Here is a 23,955-nt window from a genome sequence, read left to right as displayed (position 1 = left end):
GAACCGCCCGCAAGATCAACAACCGCGCGGCGGCTGCCACCCGATCCTGCAGTCCGATGCCCTCGTTCACTGATGTCTGCGCCGACGCCCGTCCGGCGCCGGGACCTGAGCGTTCGCACGGCCGACGGCTGCGGCTGCCGCTCCTGTCGGTCGGCATCACCGACGACGCGTGGGGCACGCCGGCCGCCGTCTCGGCCCTGCTGCGGCGCTTTCCCAACGCCGACCTCACCACCGTCGCGCCGGCATCCTGAACCCTTGGCTCAGGCGGCGATGCGTTCGCCGTCGCGCAGCCGGTAGCTCGGCTCGTACATGGTGACGAGTTCCTCCGCCATGGTCGGATGCACCGCCATGGTGGAGTCGAACTGGTCCTTGGTCACCCCGGCCTTGACCGCGATGCCCAGCACCTGGCTGAGTTCGCCCGCGTCGGGCCCGAGAATGTGGGCCCCAACGACCTTCCGGCTGGCCGCGTCGACCACCAGCTTGATCATCATCCGCTCGTCGCGGCCCGACAGCGTGTTCTTCAGCGGCCGGAAGGTCGCCTTGTAGATCTCGACCTCGTCGAAGCGCCGGCAGGCATCGGCCTCGGTGAGCCCGACCGTGCCGATCTCCGGCTGCGAGAAGACCGCCGTGGCGATCGTGTCGTAGTCCGGCTTGGTCGGATTGTTGCGGAACGCCGTCTCGATGAAGCACATCGCCTCGTGGATGGCGACGGGGGTCAGCTGGACGCGATGCGTCACGTCGCCGATCGCGAAGATGTTCTCGACGCTCGTGCGGGAATACGCGTCGACCACGACGCCGCCGCGCGCGTCCAGTTGGACACCCGCCGTCTCGCAGCCGAGATTTTCCGTGTTCGCCTTGCGGCCGATCGCCAGCATCACCTCGTCGGCATCCAGTATCGCGCCGCTTTCGCAGTGCGCCTCGAAGCGGCCGTCCGGCTTCTGCACGACCTCGGTCAGCGTGTCGCGGCAGCGCACCGACATGCCCTTGTGTTCCATCGCCTGGTGCAGGCCGTGGCGCAGGTCGTCGTCGAAGCCCTGCAGGATCTCCTGGCCGCGATAGAGCAGCGTCGTATCGACGCCGAGGCCGTGGAAGATGTTGGCGAACTCGACGGCGATGTAGCCGCCGCCGAGGATCACGACCGACCGCGGCAGCCGCTCCAGGTGAAACGCCTCGTCGGAGGTGATGCAGTGCTCGGCGCCCGGCAGGCCGCCATGCGGGTTGGGACGGCCGCCTGTGGCGATCAGGATCTTGTCCGCCGTCACCACCTTGTCCGTCGCGAGCAGCCGGATCTCGTGGTCGCCCTCGATCACCGCCCGCGTCGCCAGGATGTGCGCGCCCGCCTTCTCGACATTGGCCCGGTAGATGCCTTCCAGGCGCTCGATCTCGCGGTCCTTGTTGGCCATCAGCTGCGACCAGTCGAACTGGCGCTCGCCGAAATGCCAGCCGTAGCCGCGCGCGTCTTCCCACGCCTCGGAGAACTGCGAGGCGTAGACGAACAGCTTCTTCGGCACGCAGCCGCGGATGACGCAGGTGCCGCCGAAGCGGTACTCCTCGGCGATCGCCACCTTCTTGCCGAGCATCGCCGCCCGGCGGGCCGCACGGACGCCGCCCGAGCCGCCACCGATGACGAAGAGGTCGTAGTCGTATGCGCTCACGCCGGACCCCGTTCCTACTGCGGCGTCGCGGGCGCCGCCGGCTCCGCGGGAGCCGCGCCTTCGGCCGGTGCTGCCGCCGCGCCCCCGGCCGGAGCCGCGCCGCCATAGAGCTCGTTCATGCCCTCGATCGCGCTCTGCCTGAGGTCGCGCTCGATCCCGTTGCTCCACACTTCGACCGCCTGCAGCATGTCGCGCGTTGCCGCCGGACCCTGTGCCAGCAGCTTCTTGCCGGGCTCCGACTGGTAGAACTCGGCGATGGCCCGAAGCTCCTCCTCGGTAAACAGATTGGCGTAGACGCGGGCAACCTCCGCCTCCAGCGCGGCCCGGCGCGGCGCCAGCTCGAGGGCGCGCTCGTCCACCATCTCCGAGATCTCGTCCTGGCGGTCGGGATTGTTGGGGATCAGCTCGGCCTTGATCTGCGTCGCCGCATTCGGAAGGATGTTGTCGAACTGGGCCGTCGCGTCGATGGCGGCGATCGCGTCGCGGGCGGCTGCGACGTGGGAGTCGGATGGCTCCTGCGCCATCGCCGACGCCGGCACCATCAGCGCAAAGCCTGCCACGACGAGGGCCCGGCACGTCAATCGGCTGAAGTTCATCAAGCGTTAGTCTCCGTATCTGGCGATGGCCCTTTCCGGGCCGCATCGGCTTATCACGTTATCACGACGTAGGCTGGCGCCGCACCCGGCGGGCATTGTCCGCAGAACGCGTTAGGCGCCGCGACCGTCCGCCTTCGTCCCCTGGCGCACGGTCTAGTGGATCACGCCATGGCCTGACAAGTTAACTCCGGCCCCGGCCTCACGGCCTGAGGATCGAGACGCCGTCCGCTGATGCCAGGATCGCCTCGGTCGCGAGGCCGAGGAACAGCCCGTGCTCGACCACGCCGGGAACCGAATGCAGCGCCGCCGACAGTGCTTCAGGGTCCTCGATGCGATCGTAGGCGGCGTCGAGGATCAGATGGCCGCTATCGGTGATGAACGGCTCCTCGCCGACCCGCCGCAGGGTGAGGTCCGGATCGAGCCCCATTGCCCGCGACGCCTTCTGGATCGCCAGGAACGTCGCGATTAGTCCGAAGCCGTTGATCTCGATGGGCAGCGGGAAGTCGCCGAGCACGTCCACCTGCTTCGAGGCGTCGGCGATGACCAGCATGCGGTCCGACGCGGCAGCCACGATCTTCTCGCGCAGCAGCGCGCCGCCGCCGCCCTTGATCAGCCGGAGCCGGCCGTCGATCTCGTCCGCGCCGTCTACCGTGAGGTCGAGCTGCGGTACCGCCTCCAGCGTCTCCGTGGGCACGCCGAGCTCGCGGCAGAGCGCCTCGGAGCGCTCGGACGTCGTCACGCCGACGATGCCGAGCCCGCCCTCGACGCGCTTGGCCAGCAGGCGGATGAAGGCCTCGGCGGTGGAGCCCGTGCCGATGCCGAGCCGCATGCCGTCCTCGACGCGCTCGAGCGCCGCCTCGGCGGCCCGCCTCTTCAGTTCCTGCATCTCCGCCATGACGGCCCCGCTCCTGCTTCTGCCTGACCGTCTAGCCGGTCTCGCCCGGAGTGTCGATTGCCGGCCGGCTTGTTGACGCGGCGGCCAAGTCCGGCCAGAGCGGGCGAGGCCGCGCGATTGCGGCAGCATGGAGCAAGGCGGACCCTGACATGGCGGATGTCGCTGTCTTCGACCTCGACGGCACCCTCGTCGACACGGCGCCGGACCTCGCCGCCAGCCTCAACCACTGCCTGGCGGCGGCCGGCATGGACGCCGTGCCGCTCGCTCTGGTTCGCCCGCACGCCGGCCATGGCGCCCGCGTGATGCTGCGCGAGGCCTATCGCTGGGACGGCCGCGTGCTGGGGGAAGACGAGGAAAACGAGCAGCTGGCGCGCTTCCTCGGCCACTACGAAGCGCATATCGCGGTGCAGTCGCGGCCCTTTCCCGGCGTCCTCGACGCGATGGATCGGCTCCTCGCGGGCGGCTTCACCCTCGCCATCTGCACCAACAAGCACGAGCGGCTCGCCGCCCTTTTGATGGCCGAACTCGGCCTCGCCGACCGCTTCGCCGCGATCTGCGGCGCCGACACCTTCGCCCGCCGCAAGCCCGATCCCATCCATCTCACCGGCACGATCGACCGAAGCGGCGGCCATCCGGACGGCTCGATCATGATCGGCGACACGATCACCGACGTCGCGACGGCCCGCGCGGCGGGCATCGCCTCGGTGCTGGTGGATTTCGGCTACGCGCCCGACCCCGAGGCCCGCGCCGGCGCGACGGCGGTGATCGACGACTACGCCCGGCTCGACGCCGGCTTCGCCCGGCGCACCGTCGCCGGCGCGAAGCTGCGGCGCTAGCCGGGCCGGACCGGGTCGGTTCCCGGCAAGCTGCTTGTTGACGAGCGGGCCGTTCGGGCACTATATCCCCGGCACCTTGCCGCTGGCGCCTTGCCGCGCGGTCCGGGCGCGTAGCTCAGCGGGAGAGCACCTCGTTCACACCGAGGGGGTCACAGGTTCGATCCCTGTCGCGCCCACCATCGTTTCCAGGGGTTTGCGGGCCTCCGTGCATTCCACCCAGATCCCACGACGACCGCTACGACGACGGAAACGTTCCCGTCGATGACCTTCACGCAGCCTTTTTCCGTCGTCCTGCCTGGCGGGTGAACATCTCGCCGACTTCCTTGTTGGCGTCCGGATGGTGGTGCCCGTACACCTTCGTCAGGATCTCCCGGCTCATCGAGAGGAAGTGCGCGATCTCGCCGATATCCCCGCCCGTCCACATCAGCCATGTCGCTGCGGTGTGCCTGAACGTGTGCCGGACGAACGGGTGATCCGGCCCGAAGACCTCGTCCATGGCGCGAGCGAGAGCCTTCTTCGGGTCGGCCGGCGCCCCTCGGTACTCGACGAGGTAATCCCGTGTCTTCGCCCACCGGCGCAGGTGCAGGAGCAGCCGCGGCGGGATTCGGATCGACCCGGCTCGCTTGGTCGGCGAGACGCTCTCGCCCTGGGCGGCGCGGTAGAAGACGCCGTCATCGACATCGATCCACGGCAGGCCCTCTTCCCGCTTGAACGAGGCTTGCCAGACACGCTTCGACCGGGTCCCGGTGTAGATCGCGACCAGGACGAACGGCACGATATGCCGGAGGGCGTAGGCCTTCGTGTCCTTGTTCCCCTGGCGGACCCTGGTCCGGTAGAGATACCAGACCAGCGCCGCGACCTGGTCGCGAGTGAAGTAGTCGACCCGCGACTGCGGCTTCGTCGGCATCGAGACCTTTACATGATCCCGGCAGAGAGAGTCGGCGGCGTACATGTTCACCGCGGACCTCAGGTCCTCGAGTTCCCTCCGGGCGGAGTTCGTCGATCCACGATGCTCGGCATATTCCGCGCACGTCGCCCGGCTGATGTCGGCCAGCGTCTTGTCACCCCAGAAGCCCGTGAGGAAGCGCAGGCGAGCGGCCAGTTCCTTCGGTCGAGCCACGTCGCCCTTGTGATTGAAGTAGTGGACCAGGACGTCGGCGATCAGGCACTCGTCCGCCGTCCGCTTCAGGACGGGCTTTACCTTCACCCGACGCTCGATCAGGTAGTCTTCGAGGGCCTGTTCGGCGTCCCGAATAGCCGAAGCGCGGCAGCCCGTGCTAACGCGACGTCCGCCGTCCTTGATGTACCAGGTTGCGTGCTGCCGGACCGTGCCGTCGTCGTTTCGCTTTTCCGGCATGAGCCAGAGGTGGGCAGGTTTCGCTGGACGCGGCATGATACTCTCCACTCTGCAATTCCGCGGCGGGTGACGAACAGGGTCCGCCCGATCTTCTCCGCCGCAAGCTCGCCCCGATTGATCGCGCCACGCAGGACTTTCTCGCTCAGTGCCCCGCCGATTTCCGGAAGATACGGCGCCATGGCGAGCTTGATCGGCTCGTCGGGCCCAGCCTCTTCCAGATCGGCGAGGTCGGCAGCGGAAGGCAGGAAGAACGGGGTCGTCGCGACGACAAGTTCGAATCGGGTCATGGATGGAGTTTCCGGATCCCCCGGAAAGTCTCAATCGCGAGCGTCGCGTTTGGTTAAAAAGTCTTAACGGGAAAGGGAAAATCCGAAGTTTCGACCCAGGAAATCGATGTTTCGACACAGGGTTTCGCCGCACCTGTGTCGAAACATCGTGCGAAACCGGCGTCTTGCTGGGTCGAAACCCTACGTCCTGGCAGGGAGCCTCGGGATCGAGAGATCGACATTACGGCCCACGGGAACCCGGATCTTCCCGTTCTGGTCGCGCCCGACATACAGCGTCTCGCCGTCGCGTTCGAAGATGCAGCGCAACTCCGCGTTCGGCATCGCACCCCAAGTCCGCAACGTGTTGATGGTGATGGGGGACAAGAATGCCTGACGCTCTCCCATCTTCTCCAGCGTCTCGCGCAGCTTCCCCTGTTCGCGTTCGACGAGCTTCGCGACCCTCGACCGTTCGGTGTCCTCGAGGTTGCCGTGATCCACGTCGGAGAAATCCGTCGCGACTTCCGCCAGGCGTTCGATGGCTTTCGATATCACCGGTGCCAGTGGGCGGTTCAGCGGATTGAGGATCGCGGCACCGCGGATGCGGGCGTAAATCCGCATGCTCTCAATCTGCCGCTCGCCAGTGCTTCCGTCGGCGCGCTGGAACGACTCCGTCAGGCTCTCCCGGACGCGGAGTTCCCCGGCGCCCAGCGTCTGCCAGGCTCGCATTCGAAGCGTGTTCTCGAGCCTGCCTTTCAGCGCCACCTCGACCGCGTCCAGATCTTGCGCGATCGGCAACGCGTCTCTCGCTGTGTCCAATACCTGGGGAAGCTTCGGGATCTGCGACAAGATGAAGGCGATTTCCCTGGCACGACGCTGTCGCTTCCGCATCTCGACGACGGCGTCGTCGTGGCCCTCCCTGTCGAGCGCGGCGAAGCAGTCCTTGCCGACTAGCCGGATCACCATCTCTTGCGGGAACCAGGCTATCCGTCCCTTCTTGTACTTCGCACTGTCGTGAGGGCAGCATGGACACGGGGCAACCCCGTTTACGTCCTTCGGTGCCGGTATCTCGAACTCGTCGAGGTATATGGGCTTTGAGCCAGGTGGCGGCTTTGTATGAGAGTGGCCCCACCAGGTGTGGGGCTCGCCGGTCTCTCTTATGTGCTGCTTGATCTCCTGGACGATGCCGTCGCCAGGGTCCGTTTCGAAGATGATGTTGCGGCGGTTTTCTTCCGGGATCTCGATGGGTTCAGGCAAATCAGTCTCCTAACGCAGAAACGGATATACGTTCCCGTTAAGTTCCGCACAATGGCGACGGAGTTGCTGTCCCCAGGATACTTCAGATGCCTTCAAGCAGCTCGATCGCTTCCATATCCTCGGCGTCCGGCACGAAATCCGGCGCCAGCGCCCTCTCCTCCTACCATGCCGCCATCCGAACCGGCAGCGCATGCTCGTTCACCTGCGCCGCGACCTGCCCCCGCAGCGAGGCCTTCACCGCCTGGGCCAGAGTGTCGTGCTCCCACAAGACCAGCCTGTCATCGCTGACCTCGACGACGACGCCGAAGGCCCTGTCCGAGACGACGGGCTTCCCATACTGGCACCATCCCCACCAGAGGACGTCGTAGACCCGCAGCCTTGAGCCATCCCAAGTCCAGTCTCGGCCGCCGTTTTCCTCAAGGTAGCGGGCATTTTCTTTCGCCTCGGCGCCGTTCCTGCCCGCGCAAACCGCTTGCCAGCAGCGGGAGTTCTTGCCCGGCGGTCCCATCAAATATGGAAATCGCCGTCTCTCGCCAGCGAAGACCAAGCCGATCGTGGGGAAGTCAGAGCCATCTCGGGACCAGGCCAGCGGATCGCAGAAGATCGGGCGCTCGCAAGCGGCATGGTTCGGCGCCGGCGTCTGGTGCGACGACGTGGCGGGATAGAGGCCGAGTTCGAAGATGTCGTCGGCCATCACGCGGCCCTCCCGCATCCGATCGCCCCCATCGCCTCGCGAAAGCCGGCACCGCGCCGGTCATCTCCCGAGACGACTTGATCGACAGGAAGTCCACGTGGCCGCCGATCAGTCCGAACGTCCACCCCGCCTCGCCGTCGATGATGGCCCGCCCGAGGGAGTAGCTTTCATCCGCGAGTTCCGCATCCAGGCACTCCCGGAGCCACAGCTCAGTCTTCTGGACGCGCTCGAGATCAAAAACCTCGTAGCCGCCCCGTCCGAGGTAGGCGTCGATCGCAGCAGTCGCGACTTCTTCGGATGTGTGCGCGCCATCGCGGTCGAATATCCCGCTCACAGCCATGGTTGCCGCTTCGACGCCTGCCACGTGGTCAGTCTTGGTCTCATCACTCAATGGGAAATCTCCTGTCGTTGCCCAAGGGCCTCATCGCCCAGGGTCTGTGTGCCGACCTCATGATCTCAGGTCGCTTGTAAGTCGCAAGCGCTGCGCCGGGGTTTCCGGGTCAGGAGGCGGTCGGCGACATCGACCGAAACTCAGCGATCCGGCGGACCTCGGCCCGGGCGTGCGCTCGCAAGCTATCGGGGATGTCGACGATCCATTCCACGGCTTGCGTGATGCCGTCGCTCTCGTAGCAAGTGCACGCGATGCCGACGACGTCCCACTCGTCGCGTTCGAGACACGTCGCGGCGAGCCAGCGCCGGCAGTCAGGGCACTGCTGCGCGAAATGCCGCTGCGGCTCGCCGGCGTCGTTCGTGTCGCGGAATTCCGGGTCGTATCGAAGCATGCTGGTTCTCCTTTGCTGTGGTTGATGGGGGTCACGCGGCGGTCGTCTTTTCGTATGAGACGACCAGGCGAAGTCCGAGTCCGGCCAAAATGGCCTCACCTGGCTCGCGCCGGCCAGCGAGGACGTCGCTGACGTAGACACCGGAGACTCCGTGCGCCTTCGCCCAGGCCTGCTGTGATCCGGCGTCGGCGCAGGCCTGGCGGAGGAGGAGGCGGACTTCGGCGGCGGTCATGCTGCCACCTCGGCCGCGTCAAAGAGACCCCGCTGCGCTGTTGCCGGAGACCGATCTGCGGCGGCAGGATTCAGCCAGAGCGATTCCACCCGGCGCGACCCGCCGGCGTCGACCGAGATGCGTTCGAGGCGTCGCCAGCCCGGCAGTCCGTCGCGATAGAGGTCGCTGTCGTAGCCTGACAGAAGCACGGCACCGCGTAGTCCCCGGAGGGCTCCAAGAAGCTCGACATGATCCTGCTCCAACATGTCGTACGCATAGCCTTTCCGTGCCGCAGACCGGGCGGACGGCAGGTACGGCGGGTCGAGGTAGTGCACGGCGTCATCCGCATCGAAACGCTTCAGAACATCGATCGCAGGCTCGCTTAGAACGGTCACACGACGCATGCGCGTATGAAATATCGGGATCAACGCCGGCCATCGCGACCACTCTACCGATGGCGCGGACCCCCGAGAAGTGTTCCCGGCGTCAGTGCGGAATCCTGCCAGCGCTCCGCTCGACCGATCGACAGCCCCGGAGCGGGTCATCGCCCCGCGGACGACCGGGCGAAGGCCTCGACGGACGATGTCGAGACCCTCTCGATCGCGGAGGGACTCCAGAGACTCGGGAGCGTACGGCATCCTTTTGGCTGTGTTTGCAAGGATCTGATGAAAAAGTGGATGCCTGACGTTGCGATGCAGCCATGCGACATCCGGGTCCAGGTCGTTCAGTACCTCAATCGGTGCCTTCTGCTTCCGAAACAGAACGCTCGCAGCGCCGCCGAAAACCTCGGTGTAAACGCGATGCCGCGGCATCGCGTTGATGATCCAAGGCGCCAAATGCCACTTTCCGCCGTAGTACCGAATGAGAGGCCGGTGAGGCGTCATGCCTGCCCTGCCCCGGCGAGGAGTCTCTCAACGCACACAATGCACACGGTGGCACTCATTCCCCGCGCCATAAGTTCGCCGATTCTTGCCGGAGCGTCCATTCGAACTGCCTCTCTTCATTGTCTTTGGGGATGGCCGGCCAATCAGGCAGCTTCGGCGACGGACAACCGTCGCTTCGGCTCCCGCACCTTGATCCCGGCGAGGGCGCGGTTCTGAACCGCCGCGGCAGCGGAATGGCTAACGCTGATGCGCGATACTGTTCCGGCCCCCTTGCCCGCGTAGCGGCTGAGCGTTTTGGCGGACGTGAGGTGCCAGCCGTCCGCCCGCCGGACGAGGGTCACCAGCGTGCAGACGAAACTGCCGTTGTAAGAAGATGCCGTCGGCCCGCCGGAGCGAGCTTCAATCTCGGCGCCGACGCGCTCGCGCTCCAGAAAGTTCCTCTCCTCGAGCACGTACTCCGCGCGCCGAGCGACCCGGACGATCTCCTTCGCGTCGAAAGTGTGCTTAGCGGCACGCCCATTGACACCGGCGAGAACTTCCGTCACCGGCGCCAGCCCCGGGGCGTCTTCCGTGCCCTCCGGGATGAGGACTCCCGTTCTGCTTACGTATGCAGCCATCGTTTCTCTCCTATTCTTGCGGACAGGCTGGCCTGGATTGTTGAGGGCCGCCATGGTCGACCTGACACCGGAACCGTCCGACGACCGAATGCCGCCGCTACGACAAATGTATACACGCAGCCTATTCATGTAATCACCAAAGCAACCAATATAGTTAATATCCACAGACAGGTTTATTTACTTTCCGTTAACCGTGCTAATCCTATCGAATACCATCAGTTACGGAACAGGAGTGGCACCGCCTGCCTTCTCCGAGGCTCATCCTCCGCAGTCGTCGTAGTGCGCGGCTCGACCAGCGCGGCCCTTTCGGCAATCTCCGCGTCGTCCTCTTTTGCAATGTCGCTGGCACCGCGGCTTGTCTCTGACGAACACGGCGCCGCTCTCTAGGCCTGTCTTGCTGCGTGAGCCGAGATGCGTCAGCAGATGGCTCTCTGCGTCCCGCATCTCACGGCTCCTCCGCCGCGGAGGATCTGCGCCAGATGGCCTGCCATGCCTCGGCAGGTAGCTTCCGGGAATGCGAAGCACTGAGTGCGCCGGGGCTTATCTCCGCCCCTGTTCGCTTGGTGTCACCAGCCGCGCTTCTGGCGTCGCCGTATCTCAAGGGCGAGGTCGCCCGCCGTCTCGTTCTGCGGCTTAAGCAGGAACGCCGAGATCTTCGGCTGCCGCGTGCGTGCGTCAGGCGCGGGTGACTCGGCACGCTTCTGGACGACCGGCTCCGTCTCCTCCGGCGCCCGCAGCCTAGAGTTTCTTCGTCTCGTTAGCTTCAGCGACCCCGGCTCGCATGTGCCAACATCAACTTCCTAGAAGCGGTACACTCTTGCCGCTTTCATGCGTCAGCGCGATCCTACAACCATGTAACGTTCAGGATCATTTTGCACCTTTGGGAAAGAAACGGAGGCAGGCGTGAGAAATATCGGAAATTTCCTGCGGGCGCTGGCACGGGCACTAAAAGCCACGGTGTTGGTGCCGGTGATCGTCGGTGACGAAATCATCGGGTGGGTCATGCGCTCGCTCGGCGGCGCGGCGCCGGACACTCAGGAGACGATCGAGGTTTCCGACGCCACCGCGGAGGTTGCACTTCAAGCGGTCGAGGATAAGCGTCGTGATCGCGAGCGGGAGCAGAAGCGCGGGAAGCTACTCGAGGCGTCGATCGGGCATGGTGTCAAAAACGCATGCGCGATTATCGATTCGGGCGGCGTGCTCCACGACAGGTTCTTTGAGGGATGCGCGGAAGAACCGTGGATTCTGGCGTGGGTGCGGTCACTCGACGAAGGTCACCGACTCTCGATCGCGTCAATGACGTCGGATGCGGTTCTTGCTCACATCAAGGGCTTGCGCGAGCAGATCCATCTGCCGTCGTATCGGGAGTTCGACCGTCTCGCCGCCGATGAGCGGGTCGCCGCGCAGACCGAATCCAGGCGCACGATGGGGTGGAGCGCTCACAACCATTTTTACGACATGCTCGAAGACGTTATCGAACGAGGCGAGGTCGACTACGTCTGCCAGTTCGACCTCTGGATCGAAGCGCAACGGCGGGCCGGTGTACCCGCAGACGAGATGGACTACGCAGCCGCCTGACGCTGACGCAGGAGTTTGGAGGTCGCCAGCCGGGCGACCTCAAGCTTCCGACGAAGAGCGGCGTTTTCGGCCTCAAGCCGATCTGCTCTAGCCGACTCTTCATGGAGAGCGGCGATCAGGCGGTCGAGCGATCCACGACTTGTCTGCCGGATGACGTGTGTCCGCGTCTCGACCTGCTGCCGACGTCCGCCGGCATTCGCGGCGCCGGCAAGGGCACTCAACAGCGACATCTCAAAATTGCGCACGAAACCGTGCATGAAGGCCTCCACTGCCTGTTGTGCCGGATAATGGAGCACATAGACATGAAGAAAACGATAACGCCGCTCCGCCAGCGGGTCCGTTCCGCAGATCGCTCTGCCCGGTGGCGGCAGGCGCATCCGGATCACGTCGATACTCGCGTCATCGACAGGCTCCTCCTGCAGTCCGTTTTCCTGGTCCTGACAGACGAGCAGATTGTGCCCAGGTCGGTTGCCGAAACCTTCCTCCCGGCGATCGTCGATGCGGCCGGGTGCGGCCTCGCGGAACGCGGACATCGGGGATCTGCTACGACGAAAGCAATTGCTGAGCGGATCAGATCGCACTCAACGGGGGAGCGGACTGTTAGGCGCGCAATGCTGGCACGGGGAATCCTATCGACGCCAATCCAGGCCGTGTCGGAGTGACACCCCAAATCTGGCGACAACCGCGTTACTCCGACGTTCTCCGACACCTTCATTGTAAACCGCACGCCCACGGACGCCAGAGCGACTGCGAAGGTCCGCTTCCGGAGGCGGAGTGTCAGCGGTCAGTTGCTTTGCCGGCGTTGCGTCGCCCTCGCCTTGTACCCGACGCCGAACTAGCGGCCCGGCACTGCTGATCTGCCCTGGTCGTCGATGAACCGCCCGTCACGATCTATACGGACCGCATAAGCACCACAATCAGGTCCGGAACATCCGCTCTGCTCCCGCCAATAGTCCAAGGAATCGCGAACGGTTCGGTTGGGGAATAGCTCCGCCTCGAACTTGATCCATCGCTGCTCTGTGGTGCAACCAACGCATCGGAGCAGAACCTCATGTTGGATGTCGGAGATCTTCATCTTCAACGGCAAGACCGGCAGCGCGTCGCGCATCTCTATCCTGTAGCGCCGCTGGGCTTCGAAACTGACGCGCCGCCGATAATCCTTAGCCTCCTGTTCCGCCTGGGCCTTCTCGAGTCCAACCCTGTGAACGCGAAATCGAAATTCCGCCGCGTCCCACGCGTCTCGCCTAGTTGAAACATCACTATGCTGGAGGGTGATGAGATCCGGCTGCATAGCCTCCTCAACCAAGAAATCGTAGAGAACATGCTCGATAGACCGGCTCGCCAAAGCCTTCCGCAGCCCCTCCCGGCGCCATCGCCGCACCTTCGCAGCGTCAGTGAGATCGACGCCGGATTCCATCTCATGCACAGCCATAAGCCAGGCATTAGTAGCCGCAGTATCGACGATTTCATACTGCTTCTCGACTTTCAGGAGAACGCCGACGGGAATCTGCAGTCGCGGATCGTCTCTTGGCGAGACACGCCGCACCGTCCCCGAGTCATATGTCTGGCGGCGCAAGTATGAAAGTTGCTCGACTGACGGCATCGCGATCTGGACAATGAACGTGACGAATTCACCCTTAGATCGGTAGGTGATAGGCAAATTCGCCCGGACGCCGTCGTCTCCCTTCCCCCGTGCACACGGCCGGGAGAAGTCTCGTACAGCGGCATCGATGATCGTACGTTTGATCTGCGCTACATAACCGCCGCCCTGACGCTTGTAGCCGGTGATGGAGGCGAGTTCATCAATCCGCAGTGCCACCAGATCTGTTGTTCCAGATGGCGACTTTGTCCGCGTTTGCCGCGTTCGCGAAACGATCAGGCGATAGAGAGGGAGCGTATATGCGGAACGGAAATTTGAAATCGCAACCAGGTCCAGATAGCCGTACTGATGCTGCCCGGAAAGCGCCCGCCGCAGCACAGAAGACAGCTCGAAACAGAGATCAGACCCTTCGAGTTCAAGCCGGTCGAATGGATGAAAACTCACCACTTCAGGGGGCGACCGGCGGGTCCACGTGCGACGTTTTCGCGTGACGGGCTCTCCATGCTCGTCATATGTCTGACGTGCTTTGGGGCGAAATTCCTCCCGTTCATGCACGTCAGGAATCGAGAACAATGCGTCTCGAAGCGAGACGAGCGCCACCTCAAGATCCCCTTTCCTCGACGACTTACCGAGCACTGCTAGCAGCGCTCGGACAGACATACGATGCGATACGGGAGGCATCGACCGATCGGCATCAATCGCTGCAGCGATCAGCGCTTCCAGGAGGATCTGAACGGTTTTTGTGGGTGGCGTGCCGCCCAGAGATCGCAACTCCTCGAGATAGTGAACCGGCCGCGGCGAACGGAACGTCATCGCCTTGAAAGCGGCGGCGTCGGTCACATTGTCCAGCGGACAACTCGCCTGATTACCAGGCCGAAATCGCCGCCTGACGCGATTCTCTCTACGGGCCATTGAACAAGCACCCTCTCCCGCGGATTATCACACACATATCGCCTGCAGAACGGTGTTTTGCAACGCCTTCTCCTCATGACCTTTCGAAATAGAATAGAAACAGGCGTCGCTTCGTGCCTTCCGGGGATCGCGAACTTCCATCACAGCCATGCGCGGCACGGATCTCCGATCGATTGCCGCACATCGTCAGTCGCGACTCACTACATCATTTCTAATGTCTCTTCGCCGAAACTCCGACGCCATAGAGGATCTTCCGACGCGAGTGTGTGGAAATCCGCCGATTGTGGAGCTTCGACAGGAATAATCCGCCGCAAGGAGGGACGCATGCGCCGCCAGACACTGACGAGCAGGATAGCGGGTCGATCAATGACAGGACGTGGCGGCTTGCCGATCATGAGACGGCCCTCGGAACAGAACGCCGAACCATCCCTCAGTGGTGAACCGGCGCGTCGGGGCGCAGCATCCAGAAGACCGTTCGCGAAACAACATCGGCGCTACTCTTTTTGTGTCGGATAGTGACGCGGAGACCGCGGCGACCGGTGTCGATGAGTATTGCGTAGCCTTCTCGTTCTAGACGTTCAAGACCTTGTCGATTTCCGAAAGAACATCCAGCCCCTGCTTGGTCAAACGAAGTCTTCGTACCCGAGGATTTTTCGCGTCTAACCCTCTCTCGATCCAGTTTAAGCCTTTGTACGACCCGTAACCACTCTCCAATAAGTCGACCTGCCGCACTAAAGTGGCATAGGGAACTTCTAGTTCCTTTGCGATTGCGGTGAGGGACAATCCAGCATCCGAGTGAAGGCGACCTGCATTATTCGCGATGTATATGAAGAGGCGGACGTTCCCGACAGATAAATTCGCCTTCTGATCCGAGATGATTGCCAGGGCCGCTTCTAAACCCTTCATCGCCTTCGAGAATTCCGGAACTTTCACGTCGGGCTGGAAAAAAAACATTTCGGGTCTCCGTTTCCACCCAGTTACGGCATCGCGATCAATCACGCAAACTCCATATCTGACGCATCTTGCTATCTATCCAAACTCTCTATATAAGCCATTTATTGGTTGGTCCGCATCGGCATCGTACCGTACTGAAATATCGTACCGTGCTGTACCGGATGTTGGTACGATAAGGAGCAGACATGCAGAAGAAGGCGACGGTTGAAAGCGTCTTGAGTGCGGCGCGTCACATACACATGAACGGAAGCGGGCGGTGCACGGCTGACAGCATTCTTGCGATTACCGGCGGATCGAAGTCCACGGTGTTGCAGTTGATTCGTGAAAATGCCGAAGAGATCGAAAAGATCGCATCGGAGAAGATCACGCTCCCGCTCTCGATTCAGGATGAGATGCGTGGGTTTGCGCTGTCGCTGTGGGGTTCTGCTGTGAAAGCTGTCAGGGCGCAGGAGGAGGACTTCGACCGGTCGTGCCGGAATATGGTGAGGCGTGCCGAACAGGAAGCGGTGCGTGCCGTCGATGCGAATGCCGAGCTCGGCGAACTCCTGCGGACCCGAGAAGCTACGATCGCAGAGCTCAGGCAGTCCCTGCGCGAAACCGAGGAGCAACTCGCGGCGGTGCAGATATCGGAGCGGAGTCATCGTGAACGCGCTGATCGTGCGGAAGCGCGCAACGACGCGAGAACCGATCTACTGCAGGCTATGCGAGAGCAACTTTCGGAATTTCAGATCGGAGGGTTGTCTCAGCAGGACGACGCTTCGGTCGTTGCCATGAACGCTGGCGGCGATGAACAGGAATGGGAGGGCGGGGCCGCGCCCGCAGCCCTCGGATCCTTCGACAGCTTGCAGCTGGACCTGGAGGACACTCTCAGGAACTTGTCGCCCGTTGAGGAACTGTCCTTCGAAGAGCCGGCCGTGTCGGCTTTTGCTGAAGAGGCGAGCATATCCGCGGAGGACGTCGAGGATCCGACCGCACCTTCACCGGACCACCACGACACATCGGCGACCGAGGCAACGGAAGAAGCGGACGCGGGAGTTTCAAGTCCGACTCCCGCTGACGGGGCTTTGGAGAATCAGGGTTTGGCAGTCTCCTCGCCGTCCACTGCAGCAACTGCTCCGGACGTACCGGAGCGCAGGAAGCCCAAGATCCCGGCCTTTCTTCAGAAGCAGATGACGGGCTATAAGCAGGACGAACCTGCGTGGGACGATCCCTTCGAGGACCGAAGGTAGCGGTGGAGAGCTGCAAATCCTGCGGGGCTTCCTGAAACTTGGGGTAAGGCCGCACCTCCCCGCTCTTATCGGCGGGAGAAAGGCGGCCACCGTCTCACCGGACATCATCAGGCGAGACGTCGAGCGTGAGGCACGCCAGCTCTATCGCCTCCAGATCCTCCCCTGTCGAGTCAAAGTGGCCATCGAGGCTAAAGTTGTCCCGCCGGACATATCGCTCCAGCGCCTCCTCCGGGTCACCTCTGGATTGAAGGCAGATCCATGTCCCGTCGTCGGACCGTACAACATCGCAGAATCTGGGTAGCATCCGGAAACGATTGTGACCGGGTGACGGAAAGCTTTCGTAACGGCCGATGCCGGCAAGTCGGACTACACCAGTTTCACAGATGACTGCCGCGTTGGTCACAGAGACCAGCGGAAAGTAGGGCCAAAACATTTCGGCGCCCCAGTTGCTGACCCGGATGTTATCGACGTACCATAGCGCTGCTCGGACAGCTGATCCTTTTGATCGATCAGCGATGCAAAAGCCAGCGATCGATACGACGGCGCAGCTTGAAATAGTAGCACGACCCCTGATTAACCCGACGCCGAACACGCGCCAGACGACTCCCCCGGCGTCCGGAGACATTTCGCCGAGCCGCTCGGCGGATAGAACGATCATCCCGTCCAGCACTCTAGTGCCGAGATCATGCCAGGCACGGAGTACCGTCTGTATATCGCACCGGATCGTATGACGTACTGCAGGTGCGGCCTTCGCCCCCCGGCTTTCGACGTTTGAGCTGCGGGCGGACATCATTCTCGATCGAAACTCAACACGAGGCGGCAGGTACCGTGCAGTCGACGCACCGGGTACGAGAAAGATCGGCGCGAGCGAGCGGATTGCCGACAGCACTTCCTTCCTCGGAGAAACGGCAGCGGTGTCGTCGCCGTCACCCCGCCGATATTGTCTTCGTCCACCAGCTAACAGGATTGTATCTCGCACGGCCACCATCGCCCAAGGCTTCTGATCGGCAGCACTTAACGGTTCAGCATTGACTGGGGATGAAGTTGATAACCCGATGATGCAGCGAGATGGTGACCGACAGCTGCGAAGGCTCCTTGTGCAGCATGTTCCAACTGCTGGTCCGCCCCGGTGGCCTGCATCGAGTGACATCAGCAACCGGAAGACAACGTTGCGGTCTCAACGACGATCGTCGCTTCAACACAGACAAACGCTCGCACATCGTGACCTGAAGTGGACGCGATATACGGGGAATTTTGTGGAGCAAATGGATTCGGCAGGATCGGGCCAAAGGAGACCGTCAGCTTTCAGGCACCGCGGCCTGAAGCTGCCCTTCGGCTTATCGACCCATCTCGGCCTTTCAGCCTCGCTTGACCGCGACCCAAAAGCCGCCATTCGGAGGGCATCCGGCTTGCGTCTTGGATGAGCCGATGCAGACCGTCAGCTTCTAGCCCCTCTGAATTAGAAGCCGCCATGCCCATTTGACAAACATCGTTTTATGTTGATATCAACTAAATAAAGAGACACAGGGAATCGGTCGGAAGGGAGACCTGCTGTGCTTTCGCACAAAACCTCGTCCGCCATTCTTGCCGTCGCCGACATTGCCCGGGCCCGTGCCTTCTATGGCAACACCCTCGGCCTTTCCGCCGTCGAGGATGGCGGCGACGTCGTCGTCTACCGCACCGGACCAACCCATCTCGTCGTCTACCGCTCTGACGAGGCGGGAACGAACCGAGCCAACGCGGTGGTGTTCGACGCAGCCGGCGAGATCGAGGCCATCGTCGCGGCTCTGGCTCAGAAGGGCGTTGCCTTCGAGCGCTATGAGATGGAAGGCGCCACCTACCGCGACGGTATCCACTATGCCGACGGCATGAAAATGGTCTGGTTCAAGGACCCGGACGGCAACATCCTCCATATCAATGAGATGCCTGGAACGAACGCCGAGGCGGAGGCAAGATGATGAACCCGGATCTCCTCGCGGGCTCGCTTCCGTTACCACCGACAACTGGCTGCGGTCGCTATAGCAGGCTTCGCTCCCGACCTCAGGCTGCGCTGAATGTCAGAGCAGGCAAGTTCTCCCGCGACGCAGACCTCCTGCCGCTGGCCGAACACGCCTGTCGCGCCCGTCCTCCGGCAGACGGTCAGGGTACGACCCGCGGGCTCAGTTCGGCGGTCCTCATCGTCGCGGACCTCGATAAGGGTCTGCTCTGAGCGCCCCGTCCAAACCCCCCATTGTCCGAATAGAAGGAGACGCCGATGTCATACGTCATGGGATGCGTGATCCCGGTCGAGGGATCGAAGCGCGAACGCTTTGTGGAACAGGCGGAGAAGGCCGCCCCCTTCTTTCGCGAGTTCGGCGCTACGAGCGTCATCGATGCGGTCGGCGACGACGTGCCGAAGGGGGAGGTGACCGACTTCTATCGCTCCGTCGCCGCAAAGGACGGTGAGCTCCTTGCCTTCGGCTGGATCGTCTGGCCGGACAAGGCGACCAAGGACGCCGCGGAGACGGTGATGATGGCCGATCCGCGCATGGAAATGTCCGATATGGCCTTCGACGGCCAGCGGATGATCTTCGGCGGCTTCGAGCCGGTGGTCGATGAGGGACCGGGCGGTGCCTTCGGCTATGTCGACGGCTTCGTCCTGGCCGTACCGACGGCCCATCAAGACGTCTTCGTGCAGCACTGCCGCTCCGCCGCGCCCCTCTTCCTGCGCAACGGGGCGACGCGCCATGTGGAATGCTGGGGCGTCGATGTGCCCGCGGGCAAGGTTACCGATTTTGAGCGGGCCGTGAAGGCGGGGCCGGACGAGACGGTCTGCTTTTCCTGGATCGAGTGGCCGGACAAGGCAACGCGAGATGCCGGGCAGAAAGCCCTTTTCGCCGAGATGAAGGGGGCAATGACCGACAACCCGATGCCTTTCGACGGCAAACGGATGATCTATGGCGGGTTCGAGGTCGTCAGCCGATTGCCCGGAAGATGACCCCGCCTACGCCAGAACGAGGAGACTAGATTATGACCGAACTGATCACCTGCCTGTGGTTCGACCACGGCGAAGCGGAAAAAGCCGCAGCGTTCTATGCGTCGGTCTTTCCTGACAGTCAGGTCGAGCGGGTAAACGCGGCTGCTTCCGACTACCCCGGCGGCAAGGAAGGTGACGATCTGACCGTCGAGTTCACCGTTCTCGGCCGCAAGTTCGTCGGCCTAAACGGTGGCCCGGCCTTCACGCCGAACGAATCCGTTTCCTTCATGGTGGTCACCGAAGACCAGGAGGAGACCGATCAGTACTGGGATGCGATCGTTCGCAACGGTGGGCGGGAAAGCGCCTGCGGCTGGTGCAAGGATCGTTGGGGCCATTCGTGGCAAATCACGCCTAGGCTGCTGCTCGAGTTGACGACGAGCTCCGACCGCGACAAGGCGAGACGCGCCTTCGTGGCGATGATGACAATGGGGAAAATCGACATCGCGACGATAAAGGCCGCAGCGAAAGTTGGATGACCCGGAAGGGCGCCAACTAGCAAACGGAGCTCGTCTTCTTGGCTTCAGCTTCAAACTGAGAAATCCATGGCCGGTCGTGCAGGATGTCCGCTCCGGCGGCGATCATGGCGGAATCGGACTATCCGCAAGTCCACCAGATCGAAGCTGATCTCCGTTCGCCGGAACGGGCCGGAAGCGGACGGGCGGCTTCCGGGGCGATTTCGCGAGTAGCTGCCGTTCCGCTAACGAACCTCTCCAGACCATCCAGCACATCTTCGGTCTTTAAGAAAAGCGGACGCTAGGCATGCCTCAACTGGGTCAGCTGACACGTCCATGGCGGCTGGCGTCCTTGCTCCTCGAAGGATCGTCCGACGTTTCTCGTGCCGAGTAGGTTGCCCTCGTAGTCCCGTCGGGTGCTGGTTGCATGGCGTCAGGTGAACCGCCAATGGGCCGGACCGGACGAAGGGCTGCTCGGATCTGCCTCACGCGGGCAGAAGTAGCTCTGCGGCTCCATCGAGATCCGCAACTTCGTCGTAGGGCAGCCAGTCCGGGTTGCCGGGTTGCCCCAGTCGGTTGACCCAAATGCCTCGAACCTCGAGTTCGTGACAGGCCTTCATATCGAGAAACATGCCCATTGCGACATGAACCGTCTCCTCTTTCATCACCCCCATCGTTCGGTGGGCATACTCGAAGAGCTGGTGGGACGGCTTGTAGGCATGCGCACGCTCGGCGGTGATGACGTAGTCGATCGGTACGCCGAGATGCGCCACGTTGTGGACGATGAGGTCCTCATCCGAGTTCGTGAAGATCGCGAGTTCGTAGCGCTCACGCAGACGCCGTAGCGCATCCGGCACCTCGGGATGCGGGCCCATAGTGGGGATCGCCTTGGCGAGCCGTTCTATGACATCTTCGCCCGCAACAAGGCTGTGCTCCCTTAGGGCCGCACGGAAGCTAGTGCGCAGAATGTTCTTGTAGAGCCGATGGGGTCGTTGTGTCTCAAGGTCTCGTGAGTACTGCGAAAAAGTGTGGAGCACTGCGGAAGCCTCTGCCGCGTCCCGCCCCTGTGGGACGAAAACAGCCCCAATTTCTCAAAGCAGCACTTCGTACCACTGCACGAGTGTGCCATAGCAGTCGAAAGTAATAACTTTCGGCGCAGGGCGCAACTTGAACATGCAAACGTCGGGATCGCGCATTGAAACCTCGGATCGTGTACCATGTTCGATCATACCGGGGAACGCCGACGTGCATCGGGACAGCCGCCGGCCGCCAATGGGTGGTTCACGGCCGAGCAACCGGACGTCCGATAGCGGTCACCGACGTTCGGCGGGTGGTATTGCAACCCTAGAAGCGGAGGGTCGGGGTTGTTGCGCTCAAGATTCTCCACGATCGGATGGATCGCGACGACTGGGAACTGACCTCCTCCGGGAGGCCAGCCCCGTGCCGACAGGTGGGACGGCACAGGGGCGTGCGGCTTAGGTGTTCAGGCCGCCGTCGACATTCAGGATCGCACCGGTGATATGCTTGGCTGCCGGACTCGCAAGGAACGCAACTGCCGCAGCGACGTCCTGCGGATCGCCGTAGCGGCCGAGCGGCATCAGCGAACGCTGCCAGTCGGAGAACTCGCCGTCGGCCGGATTCATGTCGGTGTTGGTCGAGCCCGGCTGGACGAGGTTTACGGTGACGTCACGGGGGCCTAGTTCCCGCGCCAAGCCGCGCGTGAAAGACTGAAGCGCCGACTTCGTCATGTAGTACACGGTTCCCGGATCGCCGACGATGCGCTCGGCGCCCGCCGAGCCGATCGAGACAATGCGCCCACCTGCTTTCAGATGAGGGATAGCGGCCTGCGCGGCGAGGATAGGGGAGCGCACGTTCACACGAAGCAGCGCGTCGATATCGTCTACGCCGAACTCGGCGATCGTGTTGTAGAGCGCGATCCCGGCGTTGTTGACGAGGATGTCGAGACCGCCCAGCGCGGCAACCGTCTCCTCCACCGACCGCTTGATGGAATCTGGATCGCCGCTATCGGCCTGAATGGCCAGCGCCTTGCGGCCCTTCCCCTCGATCGTCCGGACGACCTCGGCCGCCCGGTCCGCCGAACCGGAATAGGTGATCGCGACATCGGCGCCCTTTTCGGCCAACGCCACGGCGATTGCCGCGCCTATTCCACGCGAGGCGCCCGTCACCAAAGCGCGCTTGCCTACCAATTCCTGCATGATCATCCCTTTCTGTGTTGATCGATACAGAATTAGGGCCCTTGTTGACGGCGGTCAATCCAATTATGTGTCAATCGATGCAAAATGACGGAAGTCGCATTACGAATCCCTGTGAACCTAGACCACGCGCTCGCGGGCGCCCCCGTGCGTTTGACCGCGAGACGGCGCTCGGCGCAGCAATGCGCCTGTTCTGGCAGAAGGGTTTCGAGGCGACTTCGATGGCTGAGTTGACGGAGGCGATGGGGATCGGGTCGCCGAGCCTTTATGCTGCCTTCGGTTCCAAGGAGGCGCTCTACGCCGAGGCGGTACGACACTACGTCGACAGCTACGAGCACCACGCCTGGACCTGCTTCCACTCAGCGAGAACGGCTCGAGAGGCCGTCGAGGCCTATCTTCTGGCATTGGCGGATGCGCTGACGGGATCGCTCTACGAGAGTCCCCGGGGCTGCATGGTCACCTTGTCCTCAGTCGGGTGCGAGGGACATGCCGAGCTCGGCGCCTTGGTTCGTTCGGAGCGGAGCGTCTCGCTCGAGCGCATCAAGACACGCCTGGACGAGGCGATTGAAAGCGGTGAGATCCCGGCATCGACCGACATCCATGCGCTCGGGCGCTTCGTGCAGACTGTTCAGAGCGGCATGTCCATCCTCGCGCGCGATGGGGCCAGCAGCCTGGAACTGCGGTCCGTGGCCGAGACTGCCATGCTCGGATGGGACGCGCGAACAGTTCCAATCAGTCCTTGAACCGAAGCCCGGCGTTGTCGGGAGATATCGGGCCTGTCCGCTTTTGAAGATCACGTCTGAGTAACAGAAGCCTGCGAGCCACCCTCGTCAGAAATGATTCCGGCGGCGCTTCGGGCCGAAAGCGAACCGGCAGCTTACGCGTGTGGCAGATGGATAGCAGCCATTCAGGTGGCGATCATTGAAGTCTTTCAGCCAACCTTCTGCTGATTACGGACGCGGACGACGCCCCTCCCGGTTCAAGCGGAACAACACGGCAAGTCGCGCCAGCGTCAACGCCTCCAAGCGGCTATTGTTGAAGGACAGAATTCTTCCGCAGCCTTCCGGCAGCGAAATCAATGAAAGAGCGGATTTTCGCAGCGGCTCGCCGTCCTTCGTGATGGACCAGATGGATTGGCAAGGGATTCGGCTCGTGATCCTCCAGAACGAGCTTGAGCCGTCCGGCGTTGAGATCCGCGGCGACCTGGTATGAAAGGGCGCGGCAAAGCCCCCACCCCTGCCGCGCGACCTCGATCGAAGCGGCAACGCTGGTTATCGTCAGTTGCGGATCGATCTGGACCGTCGTCTCGGAGTCCCGGCCGAAGCGCCAGACTGAGGTGGCCCCTGTACCGGAGGTCGCGATCAGGCGATGGCTGGCAAGATCAGCGGGCGCATCCGGCCGGCCCCGCGCTTTGATATAGTCAGGCGCTGCGCAGACGACGCGGCGGACCTCACCAACCTTCGACGCCATCAGGCTGGAAGGCGGAAGATGGCCGATGCGCACCGCGATGTCGTAACCCTCCTCAACCAGATTGACGATCCGGTCGACCATCAGGACCTCGGCCTTCACGTCAGGAAAGCGGTCGAGAAAGTCGGTCAGGATCGGTGAAATGTGGATGCGGCCGAATTCCTGCGGGCATGTGAGGCGCAGTCTGCCGACGGGCATTCGCGCCGCCCCAGCCACCGAATCGTCGGCGGCCTGAAGCTGCGCGAGGATTTCCCGCACCTCCTCAAGATAGGCTAGGCCACCGTCTGTCAATCGGACCCTTCGCGTCGTCCGGGTGAAGAGCCGGGCTCCCAGCGCGGCTTCGAGGTCGTTGATGCCCCGCGTCGCGGAGGGCGCGCTCAATCCGACCGCTCTGGCTCCGGCGGCAAAACTCTCGGCTTCGGCCACTGCGACGAAGACCTTCAGCGATTGCAAGCGATCCATCCGGGGCCAATCATTTCAGATTTCG

At 63.0% G+C, this 23,955-nt stretch carries 26 protein-coding genes and 1 tRNA gene; 10 read left to right on the top strand and 17 right to left on the bottom strand.

All coding sequences use genetic code 11. The features are described 5' to 3' along the window. The first annotated feature begins 56 nt into the window (after positions 1-56). Positions 57-251, top strand: a complete 195-nt coding sequence (locus LXB15_RS07590; protein ID WP_233952123.1) for a hypothetical protein — start codon at positions 57-59, stop codon at positions 249-251. A 9-nt stretch (positions 252-260) separates the two neighbouring features. Here the strand turns inward: LXB15_RS07590 and gor are convergent, their stop codons facing one another. The 3 genes from gor to rpiA form a co-directional block, all read right to left on the bottom strand. After that, positions 261-1,655 (bottom strand): glutathione-disulfide reductase, encoded by a 1,395-nt coding sequence (gene gor / locus LXB15_RS07585; RefSeq protein ID WP_233952120.1) that lies wholly within the window; start codon positions 1,653-1,655, stop codon positions 261-263. Between the two features lie 14 nt (positions 1,656-1,669). After that, positions 1,670-2,251, bottom strand: a complete 582-nt coding sequence (locus LXB15_RS07580; protein ID WP_233953085.1) for a DUF2059 domain-containing protein — start codon at positions 2,249-2,251, stop codon at positions 1,670-1,672. A gap of 199 nt (positions 2,252-2,450) precedes the next feature. Continuing rightward, positions 2,451-3,146, bottom strand: coding sequence for a ribose-5-phosphate isomerase RpiA (rpiA, locus tag LXB15_RS07575; RefSeq protein WP_233952118.1), 696 nt, complete (start codon positions 3,144-3,146; stop codon positions 2,451-2,453). Between the two features lie 149 nt (positions 3,147-3,295). Here rpiA and LXB15_RS07570 point away from each other — a divergent pair, with 149 nt between their 5' ends. Together LXB15_RS07570 and LXB15_RS07565 are read left to right on the top strand one after the other, a co-directional pair. Further along, the gene (locus LXB15_RS07570; protein ID WP_233952116.1) at positions 3,296-3,982 is read left to right on the top strand and encodes an HAD family hydrolase; all 687 of its coding nucleotides are present in this window, start codon (positions 3,296-3,298) and stop codon (positions 3,980-3,982) included. Positions 3,983-4,086: 104 nt separating this feature from the next. After that, positions 4,087-4,161: transfer RNA gene (locus LXB15_RS07565), tRNA-Val, on the top strand. Between the two features lie 89 nt (positions 4,162-4,250). Here the strand turns inward: LXB15_RS07565 and LXB15_RS07560 are convergent. From LXB15_RS07560 to LXB15_RS07550, 3 genes are all read right to left on the bottom strand, one after another. Beyond that, positions 4,251-5,375: an integrase gene (locus LXB15_RS07560; protein WP_233952114.1), complete on the bottom strand. Its 1,125-nt coding sequence runs from the start codon at positions 5,373-5,375 to the stop codon at positions 4,251-4,253. Positions 5,376-5,806: 431 nt separating this feature from the next. Beyond that, complete coding sequence (locus LXB15_RS07555) at positions 5,807-6,859, bottom strand: hypothetical protein (protein ID WP_233952112.1); 1,053 nt, start codon at positions 6,857-6,859, stop codon at positions 5,807-5,809. Between the two features lie 160 nt (positions 6,860-7,019). Further along, positions 7,020-7,553 (bottom strand): hypothetical protein, encoded by a 534-nt coding sequence (locus tag LXB15_RS07550; RefSeq protein WP_233952110.1) that lies wholly within the window; start codon positions 7,551-7,553, stop codon positions 7,020-7,022. A gap of 97 nt (positions 7,554-7,650) precedes the next feature. On the opposite strand from LXB15_RS07550, the gene LXB15_RS07545 reads away from it, so the two are divergent. After that, on the top strand, positions 7,651-8,007 hold the full coding sequence (locus LXB15_RS07545) for a hypothetical protein (RefSeq protein ID WP_233952109.1): 357 nt from the start codon (positions 7,651-7,653) through the stop codon (positions 8,005-8,007). Between the two features lie 46 nt (positions 8,008-8,053). Here LXB15_RS07545 and LXB15_RS07540 read toward each other — a convergent pair whose 3' ends face one another. The 4 genes from LXB15_RS07540 to LXB15_RS07525 form a co-directional block, all read right to left on the bottom strand. After that, positions 8,054-8,335 (bottom strand): hypothetical protein, encoded by a 282-nt coding sequence (locus LXB15_RS07540; protein ID WP_233952107.1) that lies wholly within the window; start codon positions 8,333-8,335, stop codon positions 8,054-8,056. Positions 8,336-8,366: 31 nt separating this feature from the next. After that, entirely contained in the window at positions 8,367-8,567 is a 201-nt protein-coding gene (locus LXB15_RS07535) for a transcriptional regulator (RefSeq protein WP_233952105.1), read from the bottom strand. Continuing rightward, positions 8,564-9,430 carry a DNA adenine methylase gene (locus tag LXB15_RS21115; protein WP_370640188.1) on the bottom strand — a complete coding sequence of 289 codons (867 nt, stop codon included), beginning with the start codon at positions 9,428-9,430 and terminating at the stop codon, positions 8,564-8,566. The genes LXB15_RS07535 and LXB15_RS21115 overlap by 4 nt, the downstream gene beginning before the upstream one ends. Before the next feature lie 143 nt (positions 9,431-9,573). Continuing rightward, the gene (locus tag LXB15_RS07525; RefSeq protein ID WP_233952101.1) at positions 9,574-10,047 is read right to left on the bottom strand and encodes a hypothetical protein; all 474 of its coding nucleotides are present in this window, start codon (positions 10,045-10,047) and stop codon (positions 9,574-9,576) included. A gap of 903 nt (positions 10,048-10,950) precedes the next feature. Between LXB15_RS07525 and LXB15_RS07520 the strand changes: the two genes are divergently transcribed. After that, positions 10,951-11,625 (top strand): hypothetical protein, encoded by a 675-nt coding sequence (locus tag LXB15_RS07520; protein WP_233952099.1) that lies wholly within the window; start codon positions 10,951-10,953, stop codon positions 11,623-11,625. On the opposite strand, the gene LXB15_RS07515 is transcribed toward LXB15_RS07520, so the two are convergent. From LXB15_RS07515 to LXB15_RS07505, 3 genes are all read right to left on the bottom strand, one after another. Continuing rightward, the gene (locus tag LXB15_RS07515) at positions 11,610-12,158 is read right to left on the bottom strand and encodes a hypothetical protein (protein WP_233952097.1); all 549 of its coding nucleotides are present in this window, start codon (positions 12,156-12,158) and stop codon (positions 11,610-11,612) included. The two genes, LXB15_RS07520 and LXB15_RS07515, sit on opposite strands and share 16 nt — an antisense overlap. A 302-nt stretch (positions 12,159-12,460) precedes the next feature. Further along, a complete protein-coding gene (locus LXB15_RS07510; protein ID WP_233952095.1) occupies positions 12,461-14,065 on the bottom strand; it encodes a hypothetical protein in 1,605 nt (534 codons plus the stop codon). Positions 14,066-14,707: 642 nt separating this feature from the next. After that, positions 14,708-15,091 carry a hypothetical protein gene (locus LXB15_RS07505; RefSeq protein WP_233952094.1) on the bottom strand — a complete coding sequence of 128 codons (384 nt, stop codon included), beginning with the start codon at positions 15,089-15,091 and terminating at the stop codon, positions 14,708-14,710. A 185-nt stretch (positions 15,092-15,276) separates the two neighbouring features. Here LXB15_RS07505 and LXB15_RS07500 point away from each other — a divergent pair, with 185 nt between their 5' ends. Beyond that, on the top strand, positions 15,277-16,320 hold the full coding sequence (locus tag LXB15_RS07500; protein ID WP_233952092.1) for a hypothetical protein: 1,044 nt from the start codon (positions 15,277-15,279) through the stop codon (positions 16,318-16,320). A 94-nt stretch (positions 16,321-16,414) separates the two neighbouring features. On the opposite strand, the gene LXB15_RS07495 is transcribed toward LXB15_RS07500, so the two are convergent. Then, entirely contained in the window at positions 16,415-17,308 is an 894-nt protein-coding gene (locus LXB15_RS07495) for a hypothetical protein (protein ID WP_233952090.1), read from the bottom strand. 565 nt (positions 17,309-17,873) lie between these two features. On the opposite strand from LXB15_RS07495, the gene LXB15_RS07490 reads away from it, so the two are divergent. From LXB15_RS07490 to LXB15_RS07480, 3 genes are all read left to right on the top strand, one after another. Further along, positions 17,874-18,278, top strand: coding sequence for a VOC family protein (locus LXB15_RS07490; RefSeq protein ID WP_233952088.1), 405 nt, complete (start codon positions 17,874-17,876; stop codon positions 18,276-18,278). Between the two features lie 296 nt (positions 18,279-18,574). Next, on the top strand, positions 18,575-19,297 hold the full coding sequence (locus LXB15_RS07485; RefSeq protein ID WP_233952086.1) for a DUF1428 domain-containing protein: 723 nt from the start codon (positions 18,575-18,577) through the stop codon (positions 19,295-19,297). A 32-nt stretch (positions 19,298-19,329) separates the two neighbouring features. Next, positions 19,330-19,812: a VOC family protein gene (locus tag LXB15_RS07480; protein WP_233952085.1), complete on the top strand. Its 483-nt coding sequence runs from the start codon at positions 19,330-19,332 to the stop codon at positions 19,810-19,812. Between the two features lie 461 nt (positions 19,813-20,273). Here LXB15_RS07480 and LXB15_RS07475 read toward each other — a convergent pair whose 3' ends face one another. Further along, positions 20,274-20,825: an HAD hydrolase-like protein gene (locus tag LXB15_RS07475; protein ID WP_233952083.1), complete on the bottom strand. Its 552-nt coding sequence runs from the start codon at positions 20,823-20,825 to the stop codon at positions 20,274-20,276. Between the two features lie 438 nt (positions 20,826-21,263). Continuing rightward, a complete protein-coding gene (locus tag LXB15_RS07470; RefSeq protein WP_233953084.1) occupies positions 21,264-22,004 on the bottom strand; it encodes an SDR family NAD(P)-dependent oxidoreductase in 741 nt (246 codons plus the stop codon). A gap of 77 nt (positions 22,005-22,081) precedes the next feature. On the opposite strand from LXB15_RS07470, the gene LXB15_RS07465 reads away from it, so the two are divergent. Then, complete coding sequence (locus LXB15_RS07465; protein WP_233953083.1) at positions 22,082-22,744, top strand: TetR/AcrR family transcriptional regulator; 663 nt, start codon at positions 22,082-22,084, stop codon at positions 22,742-22,744. 286 nt (positions 22,745-23,030) lie between these two features. Here the strand turns inward: LXB15_RS07465 and LXB15_RS07460 are convergent, their stop codons facing one another. Continuing rightward, entirely contained in the window at positions 23,031-23,930 is a 900-nt protein-coding gene (locus tag LXB15_RS07460; protein WP_233952082.1) for a LysR substrate-binding domain-containing protein, read from the bottom strand. Positions 23,931-23,955 lie beyond the last annotated feature (25 nt).

Origin of the sequence: Aurantimonas sp. HBX-1, from assembly GCF_021391535.1 — a bacterium.
Lineage (GTDB): Bacteria > Pseudomonadota > Alphaproteobacteria > Rhizobiales > Rhizobiaceae > Aurantimonas.
This window is presented reverse-complemented; position numbering and strand designations above follow the sequence as displayed.